Origin of the sequence: Bacillus sp. AFS018417, from assembly GCF_002560985.1 — a bacterium.
GTDB classification, from domain to species: domain Bacteria; phylum Bacillota; class Bacilli; order Bacillales; family Bacillaceae_G; genus Bacillus_A; species Bacillus_A rhizoplanae.
On the sequence record NZ_NTTM01000053.1, the window covers coordinates 66,417 to 81,374 of the forward strand.

A 14,958-nucleotide genomic window follows, 5' to 3' on the forward strand; every position below is an offset into this window, starting at 1 on the left:
AAAAGGTGATTTAATTATGGCAAAGAAAAAGCAAAAGCAAGCACAGAAACAAACAGGGATGAAGATGGAAAAAGAAACAGTAACAATTGGAGATCAATTAAACGAAGCATTAATGAAGCAGCTGAAAAGTAAACAAAAAGAGCTAAAAGAGCAAGAAGAGCAGAAAAAAGAAATAGAGTTAGAGAGAAAGCGTAAAGAACAGCGTGAGCGCGAAAAAAATAAATCATTTGAAGAATTATTAAGTGAAAGTAGTTTGTCATGGAAAGATTTTAAATAAGAAACGAATATAAAGGAGAATAGATGAAGAAAAAATAACGTGCCATATATATGCGGCACGTTATTTTTATAATAATTTTATGGAAGTAATAAAATTTTCCCTGTACTTTTTCTACTTTCTAAATAATGATGTGCTTTTGCTCCTTCGTTTAAGGAAAATGTAGTTGGTTTGGATAACTTGATTTTTCCTTGTTGAATCCATGTGAATAGTTCTTTAGAACGAAGAACACGCTCTTTATGAGAAGTGAGTACATTCCATAGATCACCGCCGGTTAACGTCTTAGATGTATCCATAAGCATGCGCGGGTCTACAGGCGCTGGATCGCCTCCTGCCATTCCGTAAAAAACAACGGTTCCTCCAATACGTGTTGCTTCAAAGCTATCCATCAACGTAGAACCAACAGATTCATATACGACATCTACACCTTTTCCGTTAGTCGCATGCATGACTTTCTGTTTCCAGTCATCCTCATACAAAAAGGTCCAGTCTGCGCCAACTTCTTCGGCAGCTTTTGCTTTTTGCATAGAAGAGGTAAGGGCAATCACTTTACCGCCTAATAATTTGATAATTTGTACAAGAAGTTGTCCTACACCACCGGCAGCAGCGTGTACGAGTACAATGTCTCCTTGCTTTACTGCATAGCTATCGCGAGTTAAGTAGTGAGCTGTTAAACCTTGCAGTAAAATAGAAGCAGCTGTTTCATATGAAATATGATTAGGAAGTGGAATTGCTTTCTCTATTGGAACTGCTACAAGCTCTGCATTTGCATATGGAACATCTGCAAATGCAATAGAATCTCCTTGCTTTATGGTCGTAATATTATTTCCTACCATTTCTACAATTCCAGCGCCTTCGTAACCTAAAATATATGGTGGTTGACCAGCGAGGTGATAATTTCCTTTTCTTCTGTAAACATCGGCAAAATTTAAGCCAATTGCTTTCATTTTTACAAGAATGTCATTAGGTCCGATAACAGGATTAGGGATTTCTTTATATTGTAATACTTCTGGTTCTCCAAATGTGTTAAATACAAGAGCTTTCATCTTTTTCCCTCTACTTTGTGTATTTTGTTTTACGCTTACACTGTAAGATAAAAGGATGAAGAAAGCAAGAAATTGCTCTTTGAAAAAAGGGAGAAAAGGTTGTTCATATGAAAACTCCCGCCACTTATCTCCTCCGGATCTTGAAGTGGGGGTTTCTCGTGTATCATCTTCAGGAGGTGCTTAACACGAGTGGAGTTGACACAGCTGCCTGATGGCACAACCCCTCTATTCCATCGGCGAACGCCTTTGGAACTGCTTTTTTTAAGATGTTATAGGAACCATTTACATCTGCATTCAATAGTTTGTTCTCTTTCGTACAATACAAGCCACGTTTGATACGTTTTCCACTGAATACAGGGATGTCTTCCTCACCGTAAGTGGGGATATCATCATTGTCTAGAAAGGATGCCTTGCTTGTATACGATTCTTCCACGACTTGTACAGTAATACCCTGTCGATGCGCCTTATATGTGATCATTTCAATGAGTAGATTATGTGGGATATGGCAGAACGATTGATTTTGTTTTTTTCCCATATCACTGTTTTGTTTCCATAATGTATTTTTCCCTATCACAATCATAGAGATCCCATGTTGAACTGCGAAATGAACAATGTGGTAACTGATTTTGTGAAAAAAGTCTTTGATTTTGAGAAACCGTTTTTCATGAAGCCTCTCTAAACGGTTTGATGTGTGTGGTCCTTCTTTTGGTTCTTTTCCTTGACGAAGAATCCCTAGTAAATGAGCCTTTTGTTTGTTGTAGTATTGATTGATGCTTTTGATTACATTGCCCTTTACTAACACAGGTATGGTTCCTGTATTCGTTGTGATAGTTGCAATGTTATTAATACCTAAATCAATACTCATATAACAAGTATTGTCGACATGCTTAGGCGCTAGCTCAGAGTGTTCGGTCACAATTTCAACTTTAAACTTCCCGTAAGCTGGGGAAACGCGTACCTCTTTTAGATTTTCGATATGCCCGAACAATTTACCGATATTTAACTTTATACTTGTTTTTGGAAAACGAATGTACTTATCTTGGAGTTTACATACTTGATTCGTGAATACAACTTCTCTCATAGATGATTTGATATAGTTTGGAATGCGAGGTCTGCCAGTAAAAGTGAAAGGATGTTTTTTGTATTTTTTCATGGAATCAAAAAATGAATTCCAGTTTTGGTAAAGCTTTCTCATAACTGCTTGATTCACTTGTGATGGTAGTTTTATATAGTCTTGTTGCTTCATTGTTTTAAACAAACAATCTAGGAAGTTATAGGGTAGGAATGATTTCTCTTTTGTCGGTAATGTAAACAAGTTACATTTCATTTCTTTTTGTTCTTTAACAGGTTTTTCTTTCTGTTTTTGTACGCGTTTTTGATACGCACGAAGTTGATTTTCATTCATAGTTTCAATATACGTTTGTAATGTATGGAGAACTTCTTGTTGAAGTGGCTGTAATGGTTTCTCAGTACGTAAGGCCGTATACGCTTGGCGAATATAGAAATTTGTTGTATTGTAGAGATTTTTTGCATTTTGACACATCTCCATGAAGTAAGCGTGCAATTTGCGACCTTTCTTAATCCAAATTTGATAGGTTGCATATTCTTTTTCTTTCGTCATGATTTTCACCTCCTTCTTTTCTTCATGATACTACAAAACAGCCAAAAAGAACATACATTCGCCATGTTGCGGAAATATTTTTACAAATGCAATGGCAATTCATCTCCACCTTAAACTGGGCTATGCCCTGCACGTTTTGAAGATGGAGTTTTCTTTCCAATTTTCCGATAAAATGAAACAACAATATATAAATCCATTTTAATTTTTTAACATATAAGCCGCTGCTATGTAGAAGAAAACATGACCTGCACTTGCTTTCTCCCTTTGTTTTCATTCTTGCATGTGGCAGGAAAAGGCTCTGACCGCTTTTATGCATGGTCAAATGCTCTTGCCACCTAAAAAGAAATAGTTATTTAAGTCGGTTTTCAATTTGTATTTATATACTTTCTTCTAGTTTCTTAACATAACAAGATTATGTAAACAAATCGCTTTTTTTGACTTTTTATTTTTTTCTTGTTGAAATGGAGTAAAGGAGGAGTTTTTTATGCATATTCCAACAACAACACTTCATAACGGTGTGAAAATGCCAATGCTAGGCTTAGGAGTATATAAAGCAAAAGAAGGGGAGGAAGTAAAGCGAGCGGTACAGACTGCGCTAGAAATCGGATACCGTGCGATTGATACGGCTACTATTTATGAAAATGAAAGCGGTGTCGGAGAAGCGATTCGTGAATTTGGAATTGCTCGTGAAGAGCTTTTTATTACAACGAAAGTATGGAACGATGAACAAGGATATGAAACGACGCTTAAAGCATTCGAAACAAGTTTAAAGAAGTTACAGATGGATTACGTGGATTTATATTTAATCCATTGGCCGATACGTGGAAAGTATGTGGATACATATCGCGCTCTTGAAAAATTATATGAAGAAGGAAAAGTACGTGCGATTGGTGTGTCAAATTTCCATACTCATCATTTAAAACATTTATTAGAGAATTGTCATGTTAAACCAATGGTGAATCAAGTCGAGCTTCATCCAATGTTAGCACAATTTGAACTTCGCAATTTTTGTCAGCAAGAACAAATTCAAATGGAGGCATGGAGTCCGCTTATGCGAGGTGGGGAGGTATTTGAACATCCGGTTATCCAAGAGATTGCTAAAAAATATGAGAAAACACCTGCTCAAGTTATTTTGCGCTGGGATATTCAAAGTGGAATTGTAACAATTCCAAAATCTGTTACACCATCTCGCATTGCAGAGAATTTTCATGTTTTCGATTTTTCATTAACGGAAGAAGAAGTGCAACAAATTGATAAACTAGATTGTAATAAGCGTTCAGGAACAAATCCAGAGAAATACGATACGATGTAAAAAAGCTACCGATTTTTCGGTAGCTTTTTTCATCGATGAGATTCATATGTATCTAATTTCGCAATTGCTTGAATGTGTGTGTATTGTTCGTCTGTCAATGAATTTGTAGTGCCGGCTTTTATGTTCTCGCGTAATTGGTCAATTGAGCTTGCACCTGGAATGAGAGCTGCAATTGTCGGAGTATGTAGGCAATATTGAAGCGCGGTTTCTGTTAGAGAACGCTCATTTGTTATTTCTTTCACACGAGATACGATGTGTTTTACTTCATCGTGATTGTAAGAGAGAGAGTCTTTTTCTTTCACTTTAGCTAATTTCTGTGCATTGTTACTAGTTAATAAGCCTTTTGCGAGTGGACCCCGGGCAATGACGCTAATATTGTGTTCTTGTAAGAATGGGAACCATTCTTCTGGGCGGCGATTTAATATGTTATATTCCATTAAAACACTTACGATATTAGAACGCTCTGCATATTGGCGAATGACATTAGGACGGATGGAAGAAATCCCGTAATGACGAATGATTCCTTCTTGTTTTAGTTCTTCAAATGTTTCAATGACTTCGTCGATATTATCTTCAATTGTTCCGCCATGTAGCTGATATAAATCGATATAATCCGTTTTTAATCGGCGCAGGCTTTCTTTTATTTCCTCTTTTATATATGCCTTAGAAGGGTCCCAAGTCCAACCGTTTTTTTCTTCTGTCCAGCGGTTCCCAACTTTTGTAGCAAGTACAACTTGCTCTCGTTTTCCTTGTAACGCTTTTCCGATAAATTCTTCATTTAATCCATAATTGTATAAATCGGCCGTATCTAAAAAATTAATACCTAAATCTAACGCTTCATGAATGATTTGAATGGCTTCTGTTTCATTTGTTCCAAGTGACATACATCCAAGTCCAATTTCACTTACATATAAATCTGAATTTCCTAATTTACGTGTTTTCATCATTACCCTCCTTACTTTTATTGTACGAAAGCGTAAGGAGTTTCACAAACACTTTACCTTTGTGTATTTGTAATCCAGTCATGAACAGTTTTATAACGTTGTTCATATTGTTTTAGCATATAACGAATTTCCCAGGCTTTTCCGACTAACGTTACTCGATTTGGTAAAATATACACTTTCATTTTCGTTTCGCTCCTTTCAATGTGATAGAATGTATGAAGAAAGACTAGGAAATAGAACAGGGAGATGAAGTCTTATGAGTAATCTTGAAGAAAGAACGATTGCGACTGAGCCTATTTTTGATGGAAGAGTGATTAAAGTTCGTGTTGATGAAGTAGTATTGCCAAATGGTGAGACGAGTAAACGTGAAATTGTGAAGCATCCTGGTGCGGTAGCGATTATCGCAATTACAGATGACGAGAAAATTGTGTTAGTTGAACAGTATCGCAAAGCGATGGAAAAAGCGCTTGTAGAAATTCCTGCTGGAAAGTTAGAGCAGGGAGAACAACCTGAAGCAACAGCAATTCGTGAATTAGAGGAAGAAACAGGGTACATATGTGATAACATGAAGCTCATCACGTCATTCTACACATCACCAGGGTTTGCAGATGAAATTGTATATGTATATGAAGCGACTGGTTTGAAGAAGAAGGAAGACAAAGCAGATCTTGATGAGGATGAGTTTGTTGAGTTAATGGAAGTATCATTAGAAGAAGCGCTGCAATTAATAAAAGAGCAACGTATTCATGATGCAAAGACAATGTTTGCAATTCAATATTTACAATTGAAAAAATAAACACTCGCTTTATGCGAGTGTTTATTTTTGTGAAATTTGAAGATGACTAGCTGTAGCGTCTCGATATTTATTGTATTTTTGCATATACACATGTATCACGTAAACTACCATCAGGAGCAAGGAAGTCATTTTCTAGCGTACCTTCTAGAATAAACTCTAGGCGCTCTGCTACTAATCGTGCATTTGTATTATTGGCATCACAGCGAATTTCAAGTCGCTTCGCTCTGAGTTTATCGAACGCGAATTGAATGGCTCCTTTTAATGCTTCTGTCATATACCCCTGTTTTGTGTAAGAGCTATGAAGCCAGAAGCTAATAGAAAACTTTGGAATATCCCAGTTTTCTGGGTGAAGTGTGAGTGCACCGATGAATGTACCTGTTGTTTTATCATATAGATGAAACGGCAATGTTTCTCGAAGTAAAAATTTCCCATGGGCGGCTCTAACTGCTGCTTCTGCCGTTTCTTCAGTTTCATGCGTAATAGACATCCATGGCTGTAGATCCTCTAAAGAAGTTTGAATTGCTTCATAAACTTCTGTACCATCGCCAGGGAACGGTTTACGTACCTGCAGGCGCTCGGTCTGAAATAATGTTGGAAAATCTAATAATAGTTGTTTCAAAAGAAATCCCTCCTATTCTCTACCTTTAAGTTTAGCAAAGTGGCGTGGAATTTCAATGATAATTCGTCATACTTTTTTCTTTCTATCATACATTCTAGTAAGAGGAAGAACGGGGGGACGTAATATGCTAAGGAAATCGTCTTGGCAAGATCGTGTAACATATCATGTACAGGAACACGCCTCATTATATGTATTTGTAGCTGTCCTTTTATTAATGGGGGTTATTTTTGGGGCGATCCTTGTGAATAGTTTACAAATAAGTCAAAAACAAGATTTGTATTTTTATTTAAGTCGTTTTTTTGGACAAGTTTCCAAAGGGCAATTTGCAAATGCAGGTGAGATGTTTCGCGAAAGCTACTTATCGCAACTGAAATATATTGGTTTTATTTGGATTTTAGGTATTTCCATTATTGGTTTGCCTCTTATTTTTATTTTATTATTTTTAAAAGGAGTGGTTGTTGGATTTACAGTAGGTTTCTTAGTAAGTCAACTTGGTTGGAACGGCTTATTATTAGCATTTGTGGCTGTACTTCCACAAAATTTAATTATTATCCCAACATTTCTTATTATGACGACGATCGCCGCTAGCTTTTCCTTGCGCATGATTCGTCATCAATTTATTCGAAAAGTAAATGAGCCTCTATTACCACTTTTTATCCGCTATACTTGCTTTTTTCTTATTATCGGTGCAGCGCTAGCGATTGCTTCAGGGATTGAAGCTTATGCATCGCCAAATTTTATGAAACAAGTCATGGAGACTATTAACAAAAAATAATTATACTTTGATAATTATTATCAAGTAATTTTGATTATTTTTCTTTTGACAGTTTCCCTTCTTCTGATATAATGGGGTAAGAGTGGCGAGGGAGGGAGTAGTACCGAATGGAAGAAAGAATTGATCGAATTAAAAAGCAATTGCATGCAGCGAGTTATAAGTTAACACCACAACGTGAAGCTACGGTTCGCGTACTGCTAGAAAATGAAGAAGACCATTTAAGCGCGGAAGATGTTTACCTCCTTGTAAAAGAAAAGTCGCCAGAGATCGGACTTGCAACCGTCTATCGGACTTTGGAATTATTATCCGAGTTAAAGATTGTCGACAAGATTAATTTCGGTGACGGTGTTTCGCGCTATGACTTAAGACAAGAAGGTGCATCACGTTTTCATCATCATTTAATTTGTACAGAATGTGGTGCAGTAGAAGAAATTCAAGAAGATTTACTTTGTGAAGTAGAAAAAAGAGTAGAAAATGAGTGGCGCTTTAAAGTCAAAGACCATCGTTTAACGTTCCATGGTATTTGTGAGAAGTGTCAAGAAAAATTAACAGAAGAAAGTTAACCTTTTCCTATTTAGTTAGGAAAAGGTTTTTTTTGCAAATGGGTAAGACTCCCCGCCTTAAGATTTTAGAGAGAGAAGTGCGGGAGTTTTCATAATTAGGTATAAATGATGAAAAGCTTGGCATATGTTGTAATAACATAAATTTTGGAGGAATTCACAATGCGCCGAGCAATTAAAGTTCTTTTTGATGGTATGAAAGTATTTTTATTGTTTATTAGTTGTACCATTTTGTTTTATTTCGCTATACTATGGATAAATGAAGAATATGAAAGTTATCATCGTTATGAAAAGCCTAAAGAAGAAACGGTAGAAAAAGTATCTGGAACAGAGGAGCCCGCGAAAGATGCTTTCGTCAACAGAATGATTTTTTTCTATGAAAATGGGGAGTAGAGAAGATTGGAAGATCAATTACAAGACTTTATTCATTATATGGTTGTTGAAAAAGGATTAGCTCAAAATACAGTTGTATCATATGAGCGTGATCTAAAAAGTTATACGAAGTATTTACAAAAAGTAGAACAAATTACATCTTTTCATGATGTAGCGCGCATGCATATTGTGAACTTTTTACATCATCTAAAAGATAATGGGAAATCTTCGAAAACGATGGCACGTCACATTGCATCTGTACGGTCGTTTCATCAATTTTTATTGCGTGAACGTGTTGTGGAACATGACCCGTCTGTACATATTGAAACACCTCAAGGTGAGCGGAAATTACCGAAAGTGTTATCGATTAATGAGGTAGAAGCACTATTGCAAATACCGAAAAGAACGAGTGCATTTGGGATTCGTGATAAGGCTATGTTAGAGTTATTATATGCAACAGGGTTACGTGTTTCTGAATTAATTGAATTAAACTTATCAGATGTACATTTAACAATGGGCTTTGTTCGTTGCGTCGGAAAGGGAAATAAAGAGAGAATTATCCCTCTCGGTAGTTTAGCGACAGAAGCGATTCAGTATTATATTGAAAAAGGAAGACCGGAACTCTTAGGAAAGAAAATGGCCGAAGCACTCTTTTTAAATCATCATGGAAACCGTTTATCTCGCCAAGGGTTTTGGAAGATTTTAAAAAGGCTTGCACAAGAAGCAAATATTCAAAAAGAACTTACACCGCATACATTGCGTCATTCCTTTGCAACGCACTTATTAGAGAATGGAGCAGATTTAAGGGCGGTACAAGAAATGCTTGGCCATGCTGATATTTCGACAACACAAATTTATACACATGTTTCAAAAGCTAGATTAAAAGATGTATATAAACAGTTTCATCCAAGGGCATGAGTGTTCATGCCCTTTTACTTATTATAAAGCGAAACTTCCATCAGTGGGGGGCATTCCTCACTGATAGTTAGTTGAACCAATAGGGCACATGCCAGCAGTTATTCCCCACCTACCTTCCTCGCTTCTCTTTTAATCTTGAGGTGGGGGGTCTTGCTGCCCAAAAATAGCGGGGTAAAATGAAAGCACTTCACAAAAACTTCACAAACATTTCGTACATTGTTTTCAGCAGAAGGCTAGAATATGAACGTATATTTCCTCTATACTAAAATAGGAAGAAGGAGGAAGTTATGATGAAAAAACTTTTAATTACATTATTTATCACAATGCTAGCGTTAGCTGGTTGTAATACGAAATCGGACGAGACAACGAAAAAGAATAAGTCGCTTGAAGAAGTAAAGGTAGAAGTGAAGACAAATCCTGAAGCTTTAAAGCCGAATGAAAAAGCAGAAGTACAAGCAACTGTTACACAAGGTAAAGAAAAAGTAACAGATGCAGATGTAAAGTTTGAAATTTGGAAAGATGGCGAAGAGAAAAAAGAGATGCTAGACGCGAAGAATAAAGGTAACGGTGTTTATGCAATCGATAAAACATTCCCATCTGATGGTGTTTATCATATTATCGCACATACAAATGCACGTGATATGCATGTGATGCCAGAAGTAAAAGTGGCTGTTGGAAATGCAAAAGTTGAGGATACAAAAAAAGAAACAGATGGTCATCATGACGATCATGCTCATGGTGATACAATGATTCATCTGATGGCAGATGGTGTGAAAGCAAATACAGAATCTACAATGAAAGCACATGTAAAACAAAAAGAAGAAGCATTAACTGGTGCGGAAGTTCAACTTGAAATTTGGAAAGACGGTGCAGAAAAGCATGAGTTTATTCCAGCAAAAGAAGATAACAAAGGCGAGTATACAAGTACTTATACATTTAAAGAAGCAGGAACATATAAAGTGAAGGTTCATGTGCGAAAAGGTGATCTTCATGATCATAAAGAAGAAACAGTTGAAGTGAAATAAAGTGAAACTTCCATTAGTGGATGTCTTACTGTCCGCGAATAACGGGATAAAAAACGGCTCTTTTAAAGAGCTGTTTTTTTATGTCGAGAAACATATATCGGTTTCATTAGCGGTTCTAGGTAGAATATATTACAATGAAAATGTGAAAAAAAAACGAAATGTGATAAAAATTTCTTAAAAAGAAAGCGTGAACATGTTATGATATCAGCATGAGATGTCTGACATCTGACTTAGAAGAAAAGGGAAGTTTTTACATCGATTTGAACATACTACATAAGTAGCATATATAGGAGGTTACAGTTGTGAATAAATATAAACGTATTTTTCTTATCGTAATGGACTCCGTAGGAATTGGAGAAGCACCAGATGCTGAGAAATATGGCGATAAAGGTTCTGACACACTTGGCCATATTGCAGAGCATATGAACGGATTACAAATGCCAAACATGATGAAATTAGGTCTTGGTAACATCCGTGAAATGAAAGGGATTGCAAAAGCAGAGAAGCCACTTGCATATTATACAAAAATGCAAGAAAAATCTATGGGAAAAGATACAATGACAGGTCATTGGGAAATTATGGGTTTGTACATTGATACACCGTTTCAAGTATTCCCAGAAGGGTTCCCGAAAGAATTACTTGATGAGTTAGAAGCGAAAACAGGACGTAAAATTATTGGGAATAAACCAGCTTCTGGAACGGGAATTTTGGATGAACTTGGACAGGAACATATGGAAACCGGTGCATTAATTGTGTACACGTCTGCTGATAGCGTATTGCAAATTGCTGCTCATGAAGAAGTTGTACCGCTTGAAGAACTATATAACATTTGTAAAATTGCACGTGAGTTAACACTTGATGAAAAATATATGGTAGGTCGTGTGATTGCTCGTCCATTCGTTGGGGAGCCAGGAAACTTCACACGTACGCCAAACCGTCATGATTACGCACTAAAACCATTTGGTCGTACGGTAATGAATGAATTAAAAGATAGTGACTACGATGTTATCGCAATTGGTAAAATCTCTGATATTTATGATGGAGAGGGTGTAACACAATCTCTTCGCACAAAATCTAACATGGATGGTATGGATAAGCTTGCAGATACAGCGAGTATGGACTTTACAGGTTTAAGCTTTGTAAATCTTGTTGACTTTGATGCACTATTCGGTCATCGTCGTGATCCTCAAGGTTATGGAGATGCACTGCAAGAATATGATGCACGTCTTCCTGAAGTACTTGAGAAGTTAAAAGAAGACGACTTGTTAATTATTACAGCTGACCATGGTAATGACCCAATTCACCACGGTACAGACCATACACGTGAATATGTACCATTATTAGCATATAGTCCAAGCATGAAAGATGGCGGAAAAGAATTACCACTTCGTCAAACATTTGCTGATATCGGTGCCACAGTTGCAGAAAACTTCGGTGTAACAATGCCGAAATATGGAAAAAGCTTTTTGAACGAGCTAGATAAATAGGAGGAACATCAAATGAATCGTGAGTTAATTTCAAAATCTGCTTCATACTTAAAAGGAAAATTTCAAGAAACACCAACAGTAGGGTTAATCCTTGGTTCAGGTCTAGGTGTATTAGCTGATGAAATCGAAAATGCAGTAGCTGTACCGTACAGTGAAATTCCTGAGTTTCCTGTATCTACTGTAGAAGGTCATGCTGGTCAACTTGTATTTGGTACACTTCAAGGTGTTACAGTTGTAGCAATGCAAGGTCGTTTCCATTACTATGAAGGATACGATATGCAAAAAGTAACATTCCCAGTTCGTGTTATGAAAGAGTTAGGAGTAGAAGCAGTTATCGTTACAAATGCTGCTGGCGGTGTAAATACATCATTTGAGCCAGGCGATTTAATGTTAATTTCAGACCATATTAACTTTATGGGCCATAATCCATTAATCGGACCAAATGATTCTGAGATAGGTGTACGTTTCCCTGATATGTCTGAAGCATACAGTAAAGACCTTCGTAAAATGGCAAAACAAGTTGCTGCTGATTTAAATATTAAAGTACAAGAAGGCGTATATGTTGCGATGACAGGTCCTGTATATGAGACACCTGCAGAAATTCGTATGATTCGTACAATTGGCGGTGATGCAGTCGGAATGTCAACTGTCCCAGAAGTTATTGTCGCTGGTCATGCCGGTATGAAAGTACTTGGTATTTCTTGTATTTCAAATATGGCAGCTGGAATTTTAGATCAGCCGCTTCATCATGATGAAGTAATTGAAACAACAGAGCGTGTAAAAGCAAACTTCTTAGCACTTGTAAAAGCAATTGTAAAACAAATGAAGGGGTGAGTTCACAATGAGAATGGTGGACCTAATTGCAAAAAAACGTGATGGCAAAGCATTAACGACAGAAGAAATTAATTTTATCATTGAAGGCTACACAAATGGTGATATTCCAGATTACCAAATGAGTTCACTTGCAATGGCAATTTTCTTTCAAGATATGAATGAGCAGGAACGTGCTGATTTAACGATGGCAATGGTAAATAGCGGCGATACAATTGATTTATCAGCAATCGAAGGAGTAAAAGTAGATAAACACTCAACTGGTGGTGTTGGTGATACAACTACGCTTGTGTTGGGCCCATTAGTTGCTGCTTTAGGTGTACCGGTTGCGAAAATGTCTGGTCGTGGTCTTGGGCATACAGGTGGTACAATTGATAAATTAGAAGCAGTTCCAGGATTTCATGTAGAAATTGAAAATGAGGAATTTATTCGTCTTGTAAATGAAAATAAAATTGCTGTTATTGGTCAAAGCGGAAACTTAACACCCGCTGACAAAAAGTTATATGCACTTCGTGACGTGACAGCAACGGTAAACTCTATTCCGTTAATTGCAAGTTCTATTATGAGTAAAAAAATTGCTGCTGGTGCGGATGCAATCGTTCTTGATGTTAAAACAGGTGCGGGTGCATTTATGAAAACGGACGAGGATGCGAAGCAATTAGCTGCAGCGATGGTTCGCATCGGTAACAATGTAGGACGTAAAACGATGGCTGTTATTTCTGATATGAGTCAGCCGCTTGGTGAGGCAATCGGTAACGCTTTAGAAGTGAAAGAAGCGATTGATACATTGCAAGGAAAAGGGCCAAAAGATTTAGAAGAGCTATGTTTAACGCTTGGAAGTCAAATGGTATATCTTGCTGGACAAGCTTCTTCTTTAGAAGATGCGCGTGAAAAGCTCATCGAAGTCATGAACAATGGAAAAGCATTAGAATCATTTAAAACGTTCTTAGCAGCACAAGGCGGTGACGCTTCAGTTGTAGATGATCCTTCTAAATTGCCGCAAGCACAATATAAGATTGAAGTAGAGGCAAAAGAAGATGGATTTGTATCTGAAATTGTTGCAGATGAAATTGGTACAGCAGCAATGCTTTTAGGAGCAGGTCGTGCAACGAAAGAATCTGAAATCGATTTAGCAGTTGGACTTATGCTTCGTAAAAAAGTGGGCGATAGCGTGAAAAAAGGTGAAGCGCTTGTAACAATTTACGCGAATCGTGAGAATGTAGAAGACGTAAAACAAAAAATTTACGATAACATGAAGGTATCTGCAGAGCATGTAGATGCACCGAAGTTAGTACACGGTATCGTAGAAAAATAAAGTGACAATTTGTTCACGAATTGTGAGATAAAAAAGCTAAGGAGTTTGCTCCTTGGCTTTTTTTGCATATAATAATAATGGGTGAAAATATGATAAGAATTTGTGCAGTAACAAAAGAAAATGAAGTATTATATGATTTGTCATTAGAAGAAACAAAGCGAGAAGATATTGTGTGGTTTTGGCTAGATTTATGTAAACCGACGAAAGAAGAGTATACATATATTTTACAAGACTATTTCAAATTCCATCCCCTTGCGATTGAAGATTGTTTAGAATATGTACAGAGGCCAAAGGTTGACTTTTATGAAGGGTATCACTTTTTAGTTCTTCATGCTTTTAGTGAAGATGGATTAGAGCCGCATGAAATTGATTTGTTCGTTAGTGATCATTTTGTTGTATCCTTTCACTTTTCGCACAATAAGGCGATTGAACGAGCATGGAATAAACTTGGGGAAAGACAACGTATAAAGAGAAGCACTCTTCATGTGACGCATACAATTATTGATCAAATTGTCGATGATTATTTTGCTCCAGTATATTATATTGAAGATCATTTAAATGCAATTGATGATAATTTAACAGGAGATACAACAAGTACTGTATTAGAAGAGGTATTTGATATTCGTAATGATTTATCAAAATTACGAAGAACAATTGTACCGATGCGCGATTTATTGTATCGTATTTTAAATTCAACGCGTTTTCATGGAGTGAATGATCATGAAATTTATTTTAAAGATATTTATGATCACTTGTTAAAGCTGTCTGAGATGATTGAAACAAGCCGAGAGCTAACAGCTGATATTCGGGATAGTTACTTTTCCCTAAACTCTCATCATATGAATAATATTATGAAAACATTAACGGTTTTTTCAACCATTTTTATGCCATTAACATTTATTGTTGGTGTATATGGAATGAACTTTGACAATATGCCAGAGTTAAAGTGGGAGTATGGTTATTATATTTGTTTAGCCATAATGGCTCTTATTGGTGGTGGCATGATGGTATGGTTTTATAAGAAGGGCTGGTTTAAATAATAAAAAAACGCCGGGAATTCCCG

General features: G+C 36.7%; 17 protein-coding genes. 12 read left to right on the top strand and 5 right to left on the bottom strand.

Annotated elements, in window-relative coordinates; all coding sequences use genetic code 11:
- Window positions 1-16 precede the first annotated feature (16 nt).
- Window positions 17-277: a DUF3886 domain-containing protein gene (locus CN326_RS19670; protein ID WP_098310663.1), complete on the top strand. Its 261-nt coding sequence runs from the start codon at window positions 17-19 to the stop codon at window positions 275-277.
- Between the two features lie 77 nt (window positions 278-354).
- Here CN326_RS19670 and CN326_RS19675 read toward each other — a convergent pair whose 3' ends face one another.
- Both CN326_RS19675 and CN326_RS19680 read right to left on the bottom strand, forming a co-directional pair.
- Entirely contained in the window at window positions 355-1,320 is a 966-nt protein-coding gene (locus tag CN326_RS19675) for a quinone oxidoreductase family protein (RefSeq protein ID WP_098310664.1), read from the bottom strand.
- Between the two features lie 169 nt (window positions 1,321-1,489).
- A complete protein-coding gene (locus CN326_RS19680) occupies window positions 1,490-2,941 on the bottom strand; it encodes an RNA-guided endonuclease InsQ/TnpB family protein (RefSeq protein WP_098310665.1) in 1,452 nt (483 codons plus the stop codon).
- A gap of 484 nt (window positions 2,942-3,425) precedes the next feature.
- Here CN326_RS19680 and CN326_RS19690 point away from each other — a divergent pair, with 484 nt between their 5' ends.
- Window positions 3,426-4,253: an aldo/keto reductase gene (locus CN326_RS19690; RefSeq protein ID WP_098310667.1), complete on the top strand. Its 828-nt coding sequence runs from the start codon at window positions 3,426-3,428 to the stop codon at window positions 4,251-4,253.
- A gap of 29 nt (window positions 4,254-4,282) precedes the next feature.
- Here CN326_RS19690 and CN326_RS19695 read toward each other — a convergent pair whose 3' ends face one another.
- Together CN326_RS19695 and mciZ are read right to left on the bottom strand one after the other, a co-directional pair.
- Window positions 4,283-5,197, bottom strand: coding sequence for an aldo/keto reductase (locus tag CN326_RS19695; RefSeq protein ID WP_098310668.1), 915 nt, complete (start codon window positions 5,195-5,197; stop codon window positions 4,283-4,285).
- A gap of 53 nt (window positions 5,198-5,250) precedes the next feature.
- Entirely contained in the window at window positions 5,251-5,379 is a 129-nt protein-coding gene (gene mciZ / locus CN326_RS19700; protein ID WP_098310669.1) for a Z-ring formation inhibitor MciZ, read from the bottom strand.
- A 74-nt stretch (window positions 5,380-5,453) separates the two neighbouring features.
- Between mciZ and CN326_RS19705 the strand changes: the two genes are divergently transcribed.
- Window positions 5,454-5,993: an NUDIX hydrolase gene (locus CN326_RS19705; protein ID WP_098310670.1), complete on the top strand. Its 540-nt coding sequence runs from the start codon at window positions 5,454-5,456 to the stop codon at window positions 5,991-5,993.
- A 67-nt stretch (window positions 5,994-6,060) separates the two neighbouring features.
- Here the strand turns inward: CN326_RS19705 and CN326_RS19710 are convergent, their stop codons facing one another.
- Window positions 6,061-6,612 (bottom strand): GNAT family N-acetyltransferase, encoded by a 552-nt coding sequence (locus tag CN326_RS19710; RefSeq protein ID WP_098310671.1) that lies wholly within the window; start codon window positions 6,610-6,612, stop codon window positions 6,061-6,063.
- Between the two features lie 124 nt (window positions 6,613-6,736).
- Between CN326_RS19710 and spoIIM the strand changes: the two genes are divergently transcribed.
- The 9 genes from spoIIM (at window position 6,737) to corA (ending at window position 14,935) form a co-directional block, all read left to right on the top strand.
- A complete protein-coding gene (gene spoIIM / locus CN326_RS19715; RefSeq protein ID WP_098310672.1) occupies window positions 6,737-7,387 on the top strand; it encodes a stage II sporulation protein M in 651 nt (216 codons plus the stop codon).
- A gap of 107 nt (window positions 7,388-7,494) precedes the next feature.
- Entirely contained in the window at window positions 7,495-7,950 is a 456-nt protein-coding gene (gene fur, locus CN326_RS19720) for a ferric iron uptake transcriptional regulator (RefSeq protein ID WP_098310673.1), read from the top strand.
- Between the two features lie 159 nt (window positions 7,951-8,109).
- The gene (locus tag CN326_RS19725) at window positions 8,110-8,340 is read left to right on the top strand and encodes a YqzK family protein (protein ID WP_098310674.1); all 231 of its coding nucleotides are present in this window, start codon (window positions 8,110-8,112) and stop codon (window positions 8,338-8,340) included.
- 6 nt (window positions 8,341-8,346) lie between these two features.
- Window positions 8,347-9,237, top strand: a complete 891-nt coding sequence (gene xerD / locus CN326_RS19730) for a site-specific tyrosine recombinase XerD (RefSeq protein WP_098310675.1) — start codon at window positions 8,347-8,349, stop codon at window positions 9,235-9,237.
- A 287-nt stretch (window positions 9,238-9,524) separates the two neighbouring features.
- Window positions 9,525-10,262 carry a FixH family protein gene (locus tag CN326_RS19735; RefSeq protein ID WP_176524700.1) on the top strand — a complete coding sequence of 246 codons (738 nt, stop codon included), beginning with the start codon at window positions 9,525-9,527 and terminating at the stop codon, window positions 10,260-10,262.
- A gap of 302 nt (window positions 10,263-10,564) precedes the next feature.
- Entirely contained in the window at window positions 10,565-11,749 is a 1,185-nt protein-coding gene (gene deoB / locus CN326_RS19740) for a phosphopentomutase (RefSeq protein WP_098310677.1), read from the top strand.
- 12 nt (window positions 11,750-11,761) lie between these two features.
- On the top strand, window positions 11,762-12,583 hold the full coding sequence (locus CN326_RS19745; RefSeq protein ID WP_098310678.1) for a purine-nucleoside phosphorylase: 822 nt from the start codon (window positions 11,762-11,764) through the stop codon (window positions 12,581-12,583).
- A 7-nt stretch (window positions 12,584-12,590) separates the two neighbouring features.
- Complete coding sequence (locus CN326_RS19750; protein ID WP_098310679.1) at window positions 12,591-13,895, top strand: pyrimidine-nucleoside phosphorylase; 1,305 nt, start codon at window positions 12,591-12,593, stop codon at window positions 13,893-13,895.
- A gap of 77 nt (window positions 13,896-13,972) precedes the next feature.
- Window positions 13,973-14,935: a magnesium/cobalt transporter CorA gene (gene corA / locus CN326_RS19755; RefSeq protein WP_141525086.1), complete on the top strand. Its 963-nt coding sequence runs from the start codon at window positions 13,973-13,975 to the stop codon at window positions 14,933-14,935.
- Window positions 14,936-14,958 lie beyond the last annotated feature (23 nt).

What these genes read in the sequence shown, in the direction of transcription:
- CN326_RS19670 (WP_098310663.1), top strand. Translation starts at nt 17, where the DNA reads ATGGCAAAGAAAAAGCAAAAGCAAGCACAGAAACAAACAGGGATGAAG.
- CN326_RS19675 (WP_098310664.1), bottom strand. Translation starts at nt 1,320, where the DNA reads ATGAAAGCTCTTGTATTTAACACATTTGGAGAACCAGAAGTATTACAA.
- CN326_RS19680 (WP_098310665.1), bottom strand. Translation starts at nt 2,941, where the DNA reads ATGACGAAAGAAAAAGAATATGCAACCTATCAAATTTGGATTAAGAAA.
- CN326_RS19690 (WP_098310667.1), top strand. Translation starts at nt 3,426, where the DNA reads ATGCATATTCCAACAACAACACTTCATAACGGTGTGAAAATGCCAATG.
- CN326_RS19695 (WP_098310668.1), bottom strand. Translation starts at nt 5,197, where the DNA reads ATGAAAACACGTAAATTAGGAAATTCAGATTTATATGTAAGTGAAATT.
- mciZ (WP_098310669.1), bottom strand. Translation starts at nt 5,379, where the DNA reads ATGAAAGTGTATATTTTACCAAATCGAGTAACGTTAGTCGGAAAAGCC.
- CN326_RS19705 (WP_098310670.1), top strand. Translation starts at nt 5,454, where the DNA reads ATGAGTAATCTTGAAGAAAGAACGATTGCGACTGAGCCTATTTTTGAT.
- spoIIM (WP_098310672.1), top strand. Translation starts at nt 6,737, where the DNA reads ATGCTAAGGAAATCGTCTTGGCAAGATCGTGTAACATATCATGTACAG.
- fur (WP_098310673.1), top strand. Translation starts at nt 7,495, where the DNA reads ATGGAAGAAAGAATTGATCGAATTAAAAAGCAATTGCATGCAGCGAGT.
- CN326_RS19725 (WP_098310674.1), top strand. Translation starts at nt 8,110, where the DNA reads ATGCGCCGAGCAATTAAAGTTCTTTTTGATGGTATGAAAGTATTTTTA.
- CN326_RS19735 (WP_176524700.1), top strand. Translation starts at nt 9,525, where the DNA reads ATGATGAAAAAACTTTTAATTACATTATTTATCACAATGCTAGCGTTA.
- CN326_RS19745 (WP_098310678.1), top strand. Translation starts at nt 11,762, where the DNA reads ATGAATCGTGAGTTAATTTCAAAATCTGCTTCATACTTAAAAGGAAAA.
- CN326_RS19750 (WP_098310679.1), top strand. Translation starts at nt 12,591, where the DNA reads ATGAGAATGGTGGACCTAATTGCAAAAAAACGTGATGGCAAAGCATTA.
- corA (WP_141525086.1), top strand. Translation starts at nt 13,973, where the DNA reads ATGGGTGAAAATATGATAAGAATTTGTGCAGTAACAAAAGAAAATGAA.